This is a genomic window from Actinomadura napierensis (genome assembly GCF_039529375.1).
GTDB lineage: Bacteria > Actinomycetota > Actinomycetes > Streptosporangiales > Streptosporangiaceae > Spirillospora > Spirillospora napierensis.
The window spans coordinates 63,222-78,721 of record NZ_BAAAMR010000008.1 but is presented as its reverse complement, the minus strand read 5'-3'; the positions used below and the strand labels follow the sequence as shown (position 1 = coordinate 78,721).

General features: G+C 73.5%; 14 protein-coding genes. 9 read left to right on the top strand and 5 right to left on the bottom strand.

What is annotated here, in order from left to right; translation table 11 throughout:
* The first annotated feature begins 14 nt into the window (after positions 1-14).
* Positions 15-917, top strand: coding sequence for a helix-turn-helix domain-containing protein (locus ABD296_RS07215; protein ID WP_344262808.1), 903 nt, complete (start codon positions 15-17; stop codon positions 915-917).
* Between the two features lies 1 nt (position 918).
* On the opposite strand, the gene ABD296_RS07210 is transcribed toward ABD296_RS07215, so the two are convergent.
* The gene (locus ABD296_RS07210) at positions 919-2,031 is read right to left on the bottom strand and encodes a diaminopropionate ammonia-lyase (protein ID WP_344262806.1); all 1,113 of its coding nucleotides are present in this window, start codon (positions 2,029-2,031) and stop codon (positions 919-921) included.
* Between the two features lie 88 nt (positions 2,032-2,119).
* Between ABD296_RS07210 and ABD296_RS07205 the strand changes: the two genes are divergently transcribed.
* The 8 genes from ABD296_RS07205 (at position 2,120) to ABD296_RS07170 (ending at position 11,091) form a co-directional block, all read left to right on the top strand.
* Positions 2,120-3,358, top strand: coding sequence for a LysR substrate-binding domain-containing protein (locus tag ABD296_RS07205; protein ID WP_344262804.1), 1,239 nt, complete (start codon positions 2,120-2,122; stop codon positions 3,356-3,358).
* 161 nt (positions 3,359-3,519) lie between these two features.
* Positions 3,520-3,792, top strand: a complete 273-nt coding sequence (locus ABD296_RS07200; RefSeq protein WP_344262802.1) for a hypothetical protein — start codon at positions 3,520-3,522, stop codon at positions 3,790-3,792.
* A 64-nt stretch (positions 3,793-3,856) separates the two neighbouring features.
* Positions 3,857-4,024, top strand: coding sequence for a hypothetical protein (locus ABD296_RS07195; protein WP_344262800.1), 168 nt, complete (start codon positions 3,857-3,859; stop codon positions 4,022-4,024).
* A 53-nt stretch (positions 4,025-4,077) separates the two neighbouring features.
* Entirely contained in the window at positions 4,078-4,839 is a 762-nt protein-coding gene (locus ABD296_RS07190) for a MerR family transcriptional regulator (protein ID WP_344262798.1), read from the top strand.
* 70 nt (positions 4,840-4,909) lie between these two features.
* A complete protein-coding gene (locus ABD296_RS07185; protein ID WP_344262796.1) occupies positions 4,910-5,818 on the top strand; it encodes a serine hydrolase in 909 nt (302 codons plus the stop codon).
* A gap of 50 nt (positions 5,819-5,868) precedes the next feature.
* Positions 5,869-7,632 carry a S9 family peptidase gene (locus ABD296_RS07180; RefSeq protein WP_344262794.1) on the top strand — a complete coding sequence of 588 codons (1,764 nt, stop codon included), beginning with the start codon at positions 5,869-5,871 and terminating at the stop codon, positions 7,630-7,632.
* Positions 7,633-7,819: 187 nt separating this feature from the next.
* Positions 7,820-8,740, top strand: a complete 921-nt coding sequence (locus tag ABD296_RS07175; protein ID WP_344262791.1) for a hypothetical protein — start codon at positions 7,820-7,822, stop codon at positions 8,738-8,740.
* A gap of 86 nt (positions 8,741-8,826) precedes the next feature.
* Positions 8,827-11,091 (top strand): zinc ribbon domain-containing protein, encoded by a 2,265-nt coding sequence (locus ABD296_RS07170; protein WP_344262788.1) that lies wholly within the window; start codon positions 8,827-8,829, stop codon positions 11,089-11,091.
* Here ABD296_RS07170 and ABD296_RS07165 read toward each other — a convergent pair.
* From ABD296_RS07165 to ABD296_RS07150, 4 genes are all read right to left on the bottom strand, one after another.
* The gene (locus tag ABD296_RS07165) at positions 11,088-11,756 is read right to left on the bottom strand and encodes a TetR/AcrR family transcriptional regulator (RefSeq protein ID WP_344262786.1); all 669 of its coding nucleotides are present in this window, start codon (positions 11,754-11,756) and stop codon (positions 11,088-11,090) included. The two genes, ABD296_RS07170 and ABD296_RS07165, sit on opposite strands and share 4 nt — an antisense overlap.
* Before the next feature lie 52 nt (positions 11,757-11,808).
* The gene (locus tag ABD296_RS07160; protein WP_344262784.1) at positions 11,809-12,900 is read right to left on the bottom strand and encodes an aspartate-semialdehyde dehydrogenase; all 1,092 of its coding nucleotides are present in this window, start codon (positions 12,898-12,900) and stop codon (positions 11,809-11,811) included.
* A gap of 268 nt (positions 12,901-13,168) precedes the next feature.
* Positions 13,169-14,443 carry an aspartate kinase gene (locus ABD296_RS07155; protein ID WP_344262782.1) on the bottom strand — a complete coding sequence of 425 codons (1,275 nt, stop codon included), beginning with the start codon at positions 14,441-14,443 and terminating at the stop codon, positions 13,169-13,171.
* A 142-nt stretch (positions 14,444-14,585) separates the two neighbouring features.
* Positions 14,586-15,491, bottom strand: a complete 906-nt coding sequence (locus tag ABD296_RS07150; protein ID WP_344262780.1) for a TIGR03620 family F420-dependent LLM class oxidoreductase — start codon at positions 15,489-15,491, stop codon at positions 14,586-14,588.
* Positions 15,492-15,500: the final 9 nt, after the last annotated feature.

Genomic DNA, 15,500 nt, shown 5'->3' with positions numbered 1-15,500 from the left:
CCGGAGGAGCGGCGTTGAGCGCAGGGCAGGATCCGGGGGCGGTACGGCCGGCGGACGGCGCCGTGCGGGGACCGGCGGCGCGCCGGATGCTGGTCGGCGCCCGCCTTCGCGACCTGCGGGAACGCAGCGGGCTGAGCCGCGAGCGGGCCGGCTACGCGATCCGCGGCAGCGCGTCGAAGATCAGCCGGATGGAGCTCGGCCGCACCTCGTTCGCCCGCCGGGACGTCGCCGACCTGCTCACCCTCTACGGGCTGCCGGACGGCCCGGAGCGCGAGGAGCTGATCCGGCTCGCGCAGGAGGCCAACGAGCGCGCCTGGTGGCACCGGCACGGCGAGCTGATCCCCGCCTGGACGCACCGGTTCCTCGACCTGGAGGAGACCGCCCGGCAGGTGCGGACCTACGAGCCGTGCCAGATCCCCGAGCTGCTGCAGACCGAGGAGTACACGCGCGCCAGCCTGGCGATCCGGGACGGGATCCGGGAAGGCGACCGGCGCATCGAGATCGACGAGCGGGCCGCCGTCCGGCGGCTGCGCCGCCGGCTGTTCACGGGCGACCCGGGCCGGGCCCTGACCGCCGTGCTGGACGAGGCCGCGCTGCGCCGCTTCGTCGGCGGCCCCGAGCTGATCCGCGGCCAGCTCGACCATCTGGCGGAGCTCACCGAATCCGGCCGCGTGGAGCTGCGGATCATCCCGGTCGGCGGGCGCCCGTTCCCCCTCGCGCACGGGTTCACGATCCTGAGCTTCGCGAAGCGGGCCCTTTCCGACGTCGTCTACGTCGAGTTCCTCACCACCGCGCTTTACCTGGACAAGCCCACCGACGTCGCCGCCTACGCGGGCGCCTGGGACCGCCTGACCGCGGCGGCGCTGCCGCCGGACACCGGCCACGCCCTGCTCCGCGACCTGCGCGAACGCCTCTGATTCAGACCGTCGCCGGGTTCGCGGCCGTGCCCTCGGTGCTCAGCAGGACGACGGTGTCCGCAGGTCCGAGGGACAGGCTGGGCAGGGCCGCGCGCACGCCCGCAAGGGACGCCGCGCCGCACGGGCCCGCGGGAACGCCCAGGTCCGCCAGCTCGCGGGCGGCGACCGCGGCGTCCTCGTCCGCGACGCAGACGGCGGCGTCCACGCCCGAGCGCAGATACGGCCAGGCCAGTGCGGACGGCGTGGCGCAGTTCAGGCCCGCCATGGCCGTCGCCCCCGTCTCGACGGTGACCGGCCGGTCGCCGGCGAGGCTCGCCAGCACGCACGGCGCCGCGTCCGGCTCCACGGACAGCAGGGTCGGCGCGGACCCGCCGGACCGGTAGTGGATCACGGCGGCCTGGGCCAGCGACCCGACCCCCACCGGGACCGCCACGACGGTGGGCGCTCCGGCGCCGGCCGAGCGGAGCTGCCGGTCGATCTCGGTGAACAGCGTCGAGTAGCCCTCCACGATCCAGCCGGGCACGCGTTCGTATCCGGGCCAGCCCGTGTCCTGGACGAGCAGCGCCGACCCGTCCGATGCGGAGTGTTCGGCGGCTCGGCGCACCGCCTCGTCATAGGACGCGGCGACGCGGACGACCCGCGCGCCTTCAGCCTCGATCGCGGCGAGCGCGGCGGGATGGACGCCGTCCGGGACGAAGACGTCCGCCGTGGTGCCGAGCATCCGGGCCATCGCGGCGACGGCCCGTCCGTGGTTCCCGTCCGTCGCGGTGACCAGCCGGAACGCCCCGGCGCGCGCCCGGAGAACGCCGAGCGGGTCCCCGGCCGGGACGGTGATGCCGAGGCGGTCGCACAGCGCGCGGCAGACGCCCCACGACGCGCCGAGGATCTTGAACGCGGGCAGCCCGAGGCGCGACGACTCGTCCTTCACGAACACCCGGCCGGCGCCGAGGCCGGCGGCGAGGGCGGGCAGCTCGACCAGCGGCGTCGGGGCGTACCCGGGCAGCGACGCGTGGAAGACGGCGACCCCGCGGGGCGCGGGCGGGCACGTCCACTCCCTGGCGGCGGGGCGGGAGAACCAGGAGGTGCGAGAGGCGGGATAGGCGGGAGCGACCATGCGGCCACGCTTCCGCAGCGGACACCCGTCGGTCCAGCGAATGTTTTCGAGCAATAATCATCGACTGAACCGACGAATGGAGCCCGCCATGCTCGATCTGCACCGGCTCCGCCTGCTGCGCGAACTCAAACACCGCGGGACCCTCGCCGCCGTCGCCGAGGCGCTGTCCTACAGCCCGTCCTCGATCTCGCAGCAGCTGTCCGTCCTGGAGAAGGAGGCCGGGGTGCGGCTGCTGGAACCGGTCGGGCGCCGCGTCCGGCTGACCGCGCAGGCCGAGATCCTCGTCGCGCACACCGAGGCCGTGCTGGAACGCCTCGAACGCGCCGAGGCCGACCTCGCCGCGTCCCTGCGCGACATCACCGGGGTGCTCCGGGTCGCCGCGTTCCAGACCGCCGCGCTCGCCCTCGTCCCGGACGCCCTCACCGCGCTCCGCGACGCCCATCCCGGCCTGCGCGTCGAGGTCGCGCAGCGGGAGCCGGAGAGCGCGCTGCCCGCGCTGCTCGCCCGCGACTTCGACGTGGTCGTCACCGAGGAGTACCCGGGCGAGCCGCACCCCCGGCCGTCGGGCGTCGAGTACGAGGAACTGGGCGCGGACGAGATCCGGCTGGCCCTGCCCGCCGCCGTCCCGCCCGGCACGTCGCTCCCCGATCTCGCGGACGTGCCGTGGGTGATGGAGCCCGCCGGGACCGCCGCCCGCGCCTGGGCGACCCGGCTGTGCCGCGACGCCGGCTTCGAACCCGACGTCCGATTCGAGTCCAGCGACCTGCTGCTGCACCTGCGGCTCGTCGAGGGCGGGCACGCCGCCGCGCTGCTCCCCGGGCTCGTGTGGGCGGGCGGCCCGCCGACGGTCGCGCTGGCGCCGCTGCCCGCCGGGCGGCGCGTCCGGCGGCTGTTCACCGCCACCCGGCGCGGCGGCGGTGCGCACCCCGCCGTCCGCGCCTTCAGGAACGCGCTCGCGGGGGTACGAGACCCGCGAAAGCGGACTAGCCTGGAACGCGTGAAGAACGTGTCGCGCTACGGGAAGCTCGTGGCCCATGAGGGCCGCGGTGCAGAGCTCGCCGAGCTGCTGCTCGAAGCCGCCCGTGCGCTGACCGATGTGCCCGGCTGCCTGCTGTACCTCGTGAACCGCCAGGCCGGCGCCCCTGACACCGTCTGGGTGACGGAGGTCTGGCGCAGCCAGGACGACCTGGACGCCTCGATCGCGCAGGTACGCGGCAGCGAGGCCACCGCGAAGGCGATGGCGCTGGTCAGCGGCGCCGAGATGATCGAACTGGAGGCGCTCGGCGGCAAGGGCCTGGACGCGGCCCCTGCCACGCCGGCTCCCTGAGACTTCCGCACCCCGATCTCCGGAACGCTCCGCCTACGGGAGTTCTGCGGGTGACCCTCACCTTCGGATGGGTGTTCTCCCCGATGGCGATGAGTCCGTCCCTGCGGCAGAGTCATATCAGACGGCAGGGGACGAGCTTCCTCGCAGGAAGAAGGCACACGATGTCGAAGACGCCGCCCAATCCCTCACTGACCACCACCGACCTCGCCGAGATCCTCTTCAGCTCCGGCCTGCAGGCCTCCGACCATCCGAGCGCCGAGCGGGTCCGGACCGCCATCGAGGCCCTGTCGCGCACCTGCGGGGGCGACCCGTCCGCCTGCGCCGCGCGCGTCGCCCAGGAGGCCGGCGACCACCCCGACACCTTCGCCGTCCGGATGCGGTGGGCGCTCGACAGCGTCCACGACGCCTACGGCGACCTCACGACCGCTGCCTGACCGCCCCGCCGGGGGTTGACCGGACGCCCGTCCGGGAACCGCACCGGGAACAGGGAGGGATCCGATGCGCTCGACAGCGACGCGTTCGCGCTTCACCGAAAGGCGGGAGGACATCGTCCCCCGCACACTCCGCGACCTGATCGCCGCCGACGCCGCGCGGCCGGGCGACCGGGCCGACGACGACCGCCGGCGCCGCAGACGCCGGACCACGGCCGTCCGCCGCGTCACCTAGCGGCGTCCCGGCCCGGGGCCGGTCGCGTGTCGTAGCGAACTATGCTTCTCCGCGTGACCGAACAGCCGGCGGACGAGCAGGGCGCCCCCTCCGCGGGCGCGGGCCGCGAGTACCGGATCGGCGAGCTCGCCCGCGCCGCCGATGTCCCCGTCCGGACCCTGCGCTACTACCAGGAGCGCAAGCTGCTGCCCCCGCCGCGGCGCGCGGGCCGCATCGGCCTGTACTCCGAGGACCACCTCGCCCGCCTCCGCATGATCGGCAACCTGCTGGAGCGGGGCCACACGCTGGAGGGCATCCGCGAGCTGCTGTCGGCGTGGGAGCAGGGCCGCGACATCGGCACCGTCCTCGGCGTGGAGAAGGTGGCCACGGCCCCGTGGTCCAACGAGGTCCCCGTCACGATGACGCTGGACGAGCTGGCCGAGCTGTTCCCCGGCGAGGTCGATCCGGAGTCCGTCGAGCGGGCGCTGTCGTCCGGGGTCATCGAGATGGACGGCGACCGCGTCACGCACTGGAGCCGCCGCCAGCTGGAGGCGACCGTCACGCTGGTGCGCGCGGGGGTGCCGCTCGCGGAGGTGCTGTCGGCCGGGCGCAGGCTCCAGGAGAGCATGGACGAGCTGGCCGCGATGTTCGTCCGGATGATCGCCGACCATGTGATCGGCGACGTCCAGGACCAGGACCTCGGCGACCTCACCGAGACCCTCGCCCGGCTGCGGCCCGGCGCCCAGGTCACCGTGGAGGCCGGTTTCGCCCGCGCCATGGACCGGCAGGTCCGCGCCGCGATCGACCAGCTCCTCGGCCGCCTCACCACGCCGTAGCCACGGTTCGTGAACGTCTCGTCGCGTGTCGTGACGGTGACATGGCCCCGTTGATCATTACGGTGGGCGGATGCCCGCCGTCCTGCCGCGCATGCTGGCCGCCGCCGCCCTCACCGCCTGTGCGGTGCTGCCCGCCGCGCCCGCCGGGGCTTCGGAGACGCCGGTGTGCCGCTCGCCGAAGCATCCGATGCTCGCAAAGCGGCTCGGCCACCGGATCGCGAGCGCGCTGGAGGACCGCACCGGCATCGAATCGGTCGCCGTGTACGACCGGAAGCGCGGAGTCCGCTGCGGCGTCCTGGCCGGGCGGCACTACGACTCGGCGAGCGTCGTCAAGGCGACCATCCTCGCCGCCCTGCTGCGGAAGGCCGCCGAGGGGCACCGGCCGCTCAGCGCGGCCGAGAAGAATCTCGCCACCAAGATGATCACTCGGTCGGACAACCGGGCCGCGTCCGCGCTGTGGCGGTCCGTCGGCCGCGCCCGCATGGCCCGCTTCCTGAAACGGGCCGGGATGGCGCGCACCGTGCTCGACCCGGCCGGCCACTGGGGGCTCACCCAGATCACCGCCGCCGACCAGATCACGCTGCTGCGGCGCCTCACCGCGCACAACCGCCTGCTCACCGACAAGGCCCGCGCGTACGAGCTGGGCCTCATGCACCAGGTGATCGCGTCGCAGCGCTGGGGGACCACGGCCGGCACGCCCGCCGGAGTCGCCTGGCACGTCAAGAACGGCTGGCTGCCCCGGCGCGGCAAGGACTGGCGCGTGCACAGCATCGGCGCGTTCACCGGCCACGGCGAGAACTACCTGATCACCGTCCTCACCCAGGGCACCCCGACCATGGCGTACGGCGTCGAGACCATCGAGCGCGTCGCCCGCGCCGTGCACGGCGACCTCGCCCCCGGCACCCGCGCATCGATCCCCGGCGGCCTGCCGGACGGCGCGGCGGAGACCTCCGACGGCTCCGTCCCGGCCGGCGCCTGAGGGCCGCGCGGATGGACGACCGGCCCGGAACCGGCGGCGATACTGGGGGGATGGCCGACGACGAACGCTGGAAGGCGCGGTTCCGCGCCGCCCGGATCACCCTTCCCCGCTGGGCGCGCGACGCCCCGAACCGCAGCATCTACCGGTCCAACGCCACCGGAACCTGGGAGGTCTACGCCTGGGACCGCGAGACCGGCGACCGGCGGCAGGTGACCGACCGGCCCAACGGCACATGGATGGGCACCGTCGACCCCACCGGCGCATCGGTCTGGTGGTTCGCCGACACCGACGGCGACGAGTTCGGCGTCTGGCGGCGCGTCCCGTTCGGCGGCGGTGAGGACGCCGTGGCGGTCCCCGGCCTGGAGCCGTCCTACCCGGGAGGGCTGGCCCTCGGCGCGAGCGGGCTCGCGGTGGTCGGCCGCACCGGCGAGGACGGCAACACCGTCCACCTGTGCCGTCCCGGCTCCGCGCCCGAGGTTCTCTACCACCACGCGGAGGACGCGCACGTCGCCGCCCTCACCCGGGACGAGTCGCTCATCGCGATCGGGCACAGCGAGCACGGCGACAGCCGCCACATGGCGCTGCGCGTCGTCCGCCCGGACGGCTCCGCCGTCGCCGACCTGTGGGACGGCCCCGGCAAGGGCGTCTACGGCATGGGGTTCGCGCCCGTCCACGGCGACACCCGCCTGCTCGTCGGGCACGAGCGCCGCGGCCGCGACGAGACCCTCATCTGGGACCCGGTCGCCGGCACCGAGCAGGAGATCGTCCTCGACCTGCCCGGCGAGATCGGCGCCGGCTGGTACCCCGACGGGTCCGCGCTGCTGATCTCCCACAACCACGGGGCCCGCGACGAGCTGTACCGCTACGACCTCGGCGACGGGTCGCTCACCCGCATCGACACGCCGCGCGGCGTCATCGGCGGCGCCGCCGTCGGGCCGGACGGGACGATCGAGTTCTCCTGGTCGTCGGCCGCCGAACCGCCGGTGATCCGCTCCACGTCCGGCGCGGTCGTGCTCACCCCGCCCGGCCCGGCCGCCCCGCCGTCCGTCCCCGTCGAGGACGCCTGGGTCGACGGCCCCGGCGGGCGCATCCACGCGCTGGTCAGCAAGCCGGACGGCGACCACCCCCACCCGACCGTGTTCGACGTCCACGGCGGCCCGACCGCGCAGGACGACGACTCGTTCGCCCCGGCCGCGGCCGCGTGGGTCGACCACGGCTTCGCCGTCGTCCGGGTGAACTACCGCGGCTCCACCGGCTACGGCTCGCAGTGGCGCGACGCCATCGAAGGACGGGTCGGGCTCACCGAACTGGAGGACATCAAGGCCGTCCGCGACTGGGCCGTCTCCAGCGGCCTCACCGACCCGGACCGGCTCGTGCTGACCGGCGGCTCGTGGGGCGGGTACCTCACCCTCCTCGGCATCGGCACCCAGCCGGACGACTGGAGCGTCGCGGTCGCCTCCGTCCCCGTGGCCGACTACGTCGCCGCCTACGAGGACGAGATGGAGGGCCTCCAGGCGTTCGACCGCTCGCTGTTCGGCGGCTCCCCCGACGAGGTCCCGGAGCGGTACCGCGAGTCGTCGCCGATCACCTACGTCGAGAAGGTGAAGGCGCCGGTGCTGATCCTGGCCGGCGAGAACGACCCGCGCTGCCCCATCCGGCAGATCGACAACTATCTCGCCCGCCTCTCCGAGCTGGGCCTGCCGCACGAGACGTACCGCTACGACGCGGGCCACGGCTCCCTCGTCGTCGAGGAACGCATCACCCAGATGTCCGCCGAAATGGACTTTGCCAGGAAACATCTGGGTATGTCATAACGCAGTCGCGGGGGCGGGCGTCGCCCCGCCCGCCCCCGCGTTTACAAGATCGAAGACCCGGGCATCCCTCCGATCGGCCGCCACCAGGCGTGCCAGCATGCGAGCCGGTGACCGACCGGCGGCCCCCCGGCGCGGCGGCGCGCTCGACCGCCGCTCTCCGCGCGGAGAGCCGAACCGGGGGGATCGCATGAACCGGCCGCACACCGTCCGCACGTCCACGCCCGCATCCGCGCCTACGCCGCCTTGCCCGCGCGCGCGCCGAAAACCCGCGTCCGCCGCGCTGACCACGCTGCTCGCGACCGCCGCCGCGCTCGTCGCGACCGCCCCGCCCCCGGCCCGCGCGGCCGAGGACCCGCGTCCAGGGACGGGCCCGCATCCGCTCTCCCCTCTCGGCGTGAACGTGCCGGGAACGCTGGCGGGCCTCGCACCGTCCGCCGCGGACGCCCTCCTGCCCGCCGCCACGCCCACCCCGGGACGCCCGCCGGACGACCCGGCGGCGGCATCGTCCGACCACATCACACCCGCGCCGGCCGCCGCACCTCACTCCACACCGGCGCCGACCCCGCCCACGTCCACCACCTCCGAGAACCCGATCTCGCTCGGCGCGCATCCGACCGCACCCGCGGCCACGGGCGGCGAAGCGGGCGCACGTCTTCCGACGACCGGCGCGGTCGCCGGGGTCCTCACGGGCGCGGTGCTGCCGGAACTGCCGAAATCGGTGCGGCTGCAGCAGGAGACCGCCGCCCTCCTGCTTGAGGCCGGCGGGATCAGGTGGCGGTCGACCGGGCACTGCTCGGACCGCACGCGGACGACCTGCACGTCCTTCGACGGCCTGCGCTGGGGGACGTTGAAGGGACTGCTCGACTTCCGGGCCGAGAGCGGCTGCCCGATCACGGTGACGGGCGGGACGGAGCGCGGGCACTCGGGCGGCCCCCGCAGCCACGGCACCGGCTACAAGCTCGACATCGCGACGAGCCGCTGCGTGGACACGGCGATCAGGCGCTACCCGTACCAGGGGGTGCGGGGCGACGGGGCGCGGCTGTACCGGTCACCGGACGGCACCGTGTTCGCCCGCGAGAAGGACCACTGGGACATCACCTTCCGCTAGGCGCGGAGAGAGCGGAGAGAACAGAGTCGGCGGCACTGCCAGGTTGTCGATTGCGTGTTCGATTATGGTGACGTAATGTATCCACCATGCCACAGTCCGCATCTCTTTATACCGCCGGCGGCGCCCCCACCGCCATGCGGAACATTGCGGAAGCTGCGGACGAGACGACAGTTACTGCCGGTGCGCGGCGGTTTCGCGGGAAGAACAAGGGTCCGGCGTGGAAGCGCCCAGCGGACGGTCCGGTGACGGTGGTGCGGTTGCGGCTGACGCCGGACCCGGCGGCCCGGCACCGGCTGGAGGGATTGTTCGGAGCGGCTTGGAAGCTGAAGAAAGCGCTTAAGCACGATGCTCGCTCGCGCGCCTTGGCCTATGAGGCCGCGCACCGTCGCCGCCGGAACCCCGGCAGAGCCAAGCTGTGGCGGACACGGCTCGGGTTGTCGCGGGATGCGCTGGAGCGCGCTGCCTACCGGCATCTGGACGCCTCACGTCATCTCAAGCATCACCTGTCGAAGGCCGTGGCCATGCATCTGGCCGACGAGGTGTGGACCGGTGTGGAGCGACACCTGTTCCCCGACGCGTCCGGCCGCCGACACGGCGTGCCCAAGGTCGGGTCGTGGTGGGAGTTCACCCGCATCCCCGGGCGGGCCCGCTCGCACACCACGGCCCGCAAATGGGAGACGTTCCGGCTGCACGGCACCCTGTCCGGTCACCTGGCCGGTCACGCCGCCCCCGGCTTGCCCGACGGCGTCTCGCCGCGGCAGGCGGCCGAGTCGGCGCCGGGGACGGGTGTGCTGGCTCAGCCGCGCACAATGCCGGTGCCGCCTCCACCCCGTAGCCGAGGTCGGGGGAAAGGCGTGTGGTGGGAGTATGACGGGGCGTTGACGGTGGTGTACGGGGGTGGTCCGGACGGGCGTCGCGGGGATCTTGTGGTGCCGGTTCGGCTCCCTCAAGGGGCGGGCCAGTGGCCACATCTGCTCCACACACTGGCTGATCCGCAGGCGTGGCACAAGGTGGACCTGGTACGCCGCCGTGACCCGGCCGAACCCGGCGGCTGGGCCTACGAGGCCCACCTCATGGTCCTCAAGCCCGCCTTTGTCCCTGCCTCGACGGCCGCACGGCGGGCCACCGCACCGACCGGTCGCCGGGGTGGGGTGGACGGCAATGTCTCCAACCTGGCGGTGGTGTCGGTCCCGGCCGGGCAGGCGCCTGCGGACCCGATACCCGGGGAGCCGGCCAGGCCCGAACGGGCCGCCGCTGCGCCAACACGGACGACCGAGGCGTCGCCGGATGCAGCGGTGATCTCGTCAAAGGTCACCATGTCCGACGCCGAGCAGACCCGTATCGCCCGGCGGGAGCGCAAGCGGCGGGGGCGGCAGCGGGCGCTTGAAAGATCGCGCCGCGCGTCCAACGCCGCCCAGTACGGGCTCAGCAAACGCCAACGCAAACGCCAGCGCCGCCGCCAGGCCACCGGGCTCCCACCCCGGCAGGTGCCGGTGCCGGGCGGGCCGCGCCTGCTCCGTGCCGACGGCAAACCCCGCCGCTCCTATCGCCGCGACACCGTGTCGAAGACCTACTTGCGACTGCGCGTCCGGCAGGCGGTCGCCGACCAACGCGCCGCTCAGTCCCGAAAGACCCGGGCGCGGCATTCCGCAGGCGGCATCGTGGCGGTACACGGCCCGAGCCTGGTGATCGAAGACTGCGACATCAGCGGGTGGTTCCGGTTGTGGGGACGGGCGTGCGCCCGCTTCACCCCCGGCATGCTCATCACCGCCCTCGAACACGAGTGCCGCGCAGCCGGCGGACGGCTGGTACGCGCGTCCACCCGCACCACCGCACTGTCCCAACACTGCCCCTGCGGGCGACGCGTCCCCAAACACCTGGGCATGCGCACCCACCGCTGCCGGACCGAGGACGGCGGATGCGGGCTGACCGGCGATCGAGACCTCATCGCCGCAGCGCTCGCCGCATTCGTCCATTTTCAAGATCCTGATGACCCGTCCACCGCCCGGGTGGACTACACGCTGTCCCGCCGTGTGCTGTGCACGGCCGGGCCGGGGCTGCCTGGAGCCCTGTCCGAGTCAACCGCGCTCATCCCTACTACCGGTGCGTCCGGCGCAGGGACCGGGAACGCGGCAGCCATCCACCACACCCGGCGCCGTCGCCGCAGTCCGCGGCCGCGGGAACGCAGGCAGGTGGCCTCTGCTCGGCGAAACCGGATCAGTACGGTGTCGACCCCGGATGAACCATGCCCGCCCACCACGGCCGGGACCACGGTCACGCCGGACAGACACCGACCACGAACCCGGCTGTTCAACAGACCCCCACCACAGGACTTGTCGAACAGGCCTTAGGCGCGGACCTCGCGGATGATGCCGACGAGCTCACGGGTGACCGACTTGAAGCCGGGCAGGCGGGACATGGAGACCATCCGGTTGACCAGCGGGACGGTCCGCTCGACGAGGAGGTACGTCTTGCGGCAGCCGGGGGAGCTGTCGTGCACCCAGTACAGCACGATGCCCATCGAGTAGATCCACAGCAGCTCGGGCAGCTCCTTGCGGAACTCCTTGTCGATCTTCAGGTCGGAGCCCTCGACGACCTCGCGGTAGATCGCGACCGCGGAGTCGCGGGCGGGGCCGGACTCGGCGCTGAACGGGTTGAGCGGGCTGGTGGGCTCGGCGGCGAACTTGAAGAACTTCCCGGCGAACTCGTGGTAGGGGACCATCGTGTCGACGCGGGCCTTCAGCACGCCGAGGAGGCGGGGCGCGAACGCGGTCTCGGCGTCGAGGACGGCGCGGCAGGCGGCGAGGTGCTCGTCCTGCAGCTCGTCGTAGTACGCCTGGATCAGTTCTTCCTTGGACCCGTAGTAGTAGTAGGCGTTGCCGACCGAGACCCCGGCCTCCTTGGCGATCGCGCGCATCGTCGTCGCCTCGTAGCCGCGCTCCCGGAACAGCCGCAGCGCGGTCTGGACGATCAGGGCACGCGTCTGCTCGGACTTCACCGCCTTCGTCTCGGTCACGCATGCCACCCTACGGCCCCGATCGGACGTCCTGCAGGTGCCGTGATCGCCGTCAGGGGGTGAGTTCGGCGGCGACGAGCTCGGCGATCTGGGCGGTGTTGAGCGCGGCGCCCTTGCGCAGGTTGTCGCCGCACAGGAACAGGTCGAGCCCGCGCGGGTCGTCGAGGGAGCGGCGGACCCGGCCCGCCCAGGTCGGATCGGTGCCGACGGCGTCGGACGGGGTCGGGAACTCCAGCATCTCCGGGTCGTCGCAGAGCACGACGCCGGGCGAGCGGGCCAGCACGCCCTGCGCCTCGCGCTGGTCGACGCGCTCGCCGAACACCGCGTGCACGGCCACCGAGTGCGCGGTGACGACCGGGACCCGCACGCAGGTCGCCGCCACCTTCAGCTCCGGCAGGCCGAGGACCTTGCGGCACTCGTCCCGGATGCGCAGCTCCTCGGAGCCCCAGCCGTCCGCGCCGGGGCCGCTGGTCCACGGGACGACGTTGAGCGCGAGCGGCGCGGGGAACGGGCCGAGGTCGCCGACCACGCCGCGCACGTCCCCGGCGCGGTGGCCGAGCGCGCGGTCGCCGCCGACCTTCTCCAGCTGCGCGTACAGCGTGTCGACGCCGTCCCGGCCGGCGCCGGACGCGGCCTGGTAGGACGCGACGACCAGCTCCCGCAGCCCGTACCGCTCGTGCAGCGCGCCCAGCGCCACGATCATCGCCAGCGTGGTGCAGCCGGGGCCCGCGAGGACGCCGCGCGGGCGGTCGCGGACCAGGCCCGGGTTCACCTCCGGGACGATCAGCGGGACGTCCCGCCGCGCCCGGAACGCCGGGGAGGCGTCCACGGCGACGGCGCCCCGCGCGACGGCGACCGGCGCCCATTCGGCGGCGGCGCGGGCCGGGACCGCGAACACCGCGATGTCGGCGCCGTCGAAAACCTCGGGGGTGAGCGCGACGACCTCCGTCTCCTCGCCGCGCACCCGGAGCGTCCGTCCGGCCGACCCGGGCGTGGCGGCCAGCCGGATCTCCCCGTACACGTCGCGGCGGGTCGACAGCAGGTCCAGCAGGACGGCGCCGACCGCTCCGGTCGCGCCGGCCACGGCCAGCGTGGGCGCCCGCCGCCCGTCGCGTCCGGTCCTCGGCCCGGCGGTCGAGCCCATGGTCGCCCCTCACCCTCTCGTCGGTCGGGTCGTCCGCTGCGCGCGCCCCCGCTCCGTGTGAACTTCCGCGGGGCGCGGCCGGTTCCCGCACGAGGGTGCCACGGCCCGGCGCGCGCGACTGCGGCACGCGCCTCAGAAGCGCGGCGGGCGGGGCGGAAACGACGGCGCGGGCCGCACGGAACGTCCGTGCGGCCCGCGGCCCGCGGCCCGCGGCCAGCGTCGGGAAGGGCCGGGCGTCGGGAAGGGCCGGGCGTCGGGAAGGGCCGGGTCAGCGGCCGGTGCCGCCGTAGACGACGGCCTCGACCTGGTCGACGTCGAGGTCGAAGGCGTGGTGCGCGGCGGCGACCGCGGTGTCCACGTCGTCCTGGGCGACCACGACGGAGATCCGGATCTCCGAGGTGGAGATCATCTCGATGTTCACCCCGGCGTCGGCGATCGCGGCGAAGAACGTCGCGGTCACGCCCGGGTGCGAGCGCATCCCGGCGCCGATCAGCGACACCTTGCCGATCCGGTCGTCGTAGCGCAGCGACTCGAACCCGATCCGCTCCTTCAGCTTGTTCAGCGCGGTCAGCGCGGACTGCCCGTCGCTGGCCGGCAGCGTGAAGGAGATGTCGGTGCGCCCGGTGGACGCCGCCGACACGTTCTGCACGATCATGTCGATGTTGATCTCGGCCTCGGACAGCACCGTGAAGATCGTCGCCGCCTCACCGACCTTGTCGGGCACCCCGACCACGGTGATCTTGGCTTCGCTCCGGTCGTGCGCGACCCCGGAGATGATCGCCTGCTCCATGTCCTGTCCTTCGATCTCGCTGCTGTCGACGACCCACGTCCCCTCCTTCTGGGAGAACGAGGACCGCACGTGGATCGGGATGTTGTACCGGCGCGCGTACTCCACGCAGCGCAGGTGCAGGATCTTCGCACCGGTCGCCGCCATCTCCAGCATCTCCTCGTAGGAGATCTTGGGGATCTTGCGGGCGGCCGGGACGATGCGCGGGTCGGCGGTGAAGACCCCGTCGACGTCGGAGTAGATCTCGCAGACGTCGGCGTCCAGCGCCGCCGCGAGGGCCACCGCCGTGGTGTCGGAGCCGCCGCGGCCGAGCGTGGTGATGTCCTTGGTGCCCTGCGAGACGCCCTGGAAGCCGGCCACGATGCAGACCGCGTTCTCGTCGAGCGCGCTGCGGATCCGCCCCGGCGTCACGTCGATGATCTTCGCTTTCCCGTGGGTGCCGTCGGTGATGACCCCCGCCTGGGAGCCGGTGAACGAGCGGGCCTCGTGGCCCAGGTTCGCGATGGCCATGGCCAGCAGCGCCATCGACATCCGCTCGCCGGCGGTGAGCAGCATGTCCAGCTCACGGGCCGGCGGCAGGGGGCTGACCTGCTTGGCCATATCGATGAGGTCATCCGTCGTGTCGCCCATGGCGGAGACCACGACGACGACGTCGTTCCCCGCCTTCTTCGTCGCGACGATGCGCTGGGCGACCCGCTTGACGCACTCGGCGTCTGCGACGGAGGAGCCACCGTACTTCTGCACGACAAGGGCCACGGGTGGGCGCTCCTCGGATCGGGGTCAGGCGTTCTGACCGTCGAGTCTACCGAGGGGGCGCCAATGGATTACGAGCAGGTAACTGCGCACGGGCTGTTCGCCGGCCGCAAGGACCGGCTGAACGACGACCTGCTGGAGTTCTTCACGTCCTGACCGCGGCCGTCTCGGGCAGCAGCGCCTCGGCCAGGCGGCGCCAGTACGGCATCGCCGTCCGGCCGGGATCCCCGCCGATGACCTGGACGCCGACATGGTCGGCACCGGCGTGCAGGTGGGCGTGCAGCTTGGCGGTGATGGTGTCCAGGTCGCCCCAGACCACCAGGTCGTCGACGAGGCGGTCGCTGCCGCGGCCGTTGTCGATGTCGGCCTCGGTGTAGCCGAGACGGAGGAACTTGGCGATGTTGTACTTCTCCGTGAAGTAGCCGTGCAGGTGCTCGCGGGCGATCTCGCGGGCCCGGCCCGCGTCGCTCTCGAAGAGGACCGCCTGCTCCACCCCCAGGAACGGGCCGTCGCCGAGCACCTCCCGCGCCTGCGCCGTGTGCCGCACCGTCACGTGGTACGTGTGGGCGCCCGCGGCGCGGTCGCGCCCCACGGCCAGCATCTTCGGCCCGTACGCCGCCACGATGCGGCGCACCGGCGTCCGCGGCGCGGGGTTCGCGTTGGTCGTCGCGTCCATCTCGTCGAGGTAGCCGTTCATCGCCCGCAGGGGCGACGTGCCGGGCTGCTGCGGCTCCCCGCCGAGGCCGAGGCCGAGCACGTGGCGGCCGGGGTAGGCGTCGGCCAGCAGCACCGCCGCACCCTGGGTCCAGCGCGGTCCCCGCGCCGGGATCCGCGCGATGCCGTTGACGACCTTGATGCGCCCGGTGGACGCCAGCAGGAAACCGGCGTGGGTCATGGCCTCGCGGCCGTCCCGTTCCGGGATCCAGATCGCCGGCCAGCCGAGTTCCTCCAGCTCCTGGACGGACTCGCGGATCGCGGCCGCCGGCTGCTCCTCGAAGTCGAACGTCCAGATCCCGAAGCGTCCGAGGTCCGTTCCGTCGATGGCGCCCATGCCGTCCTC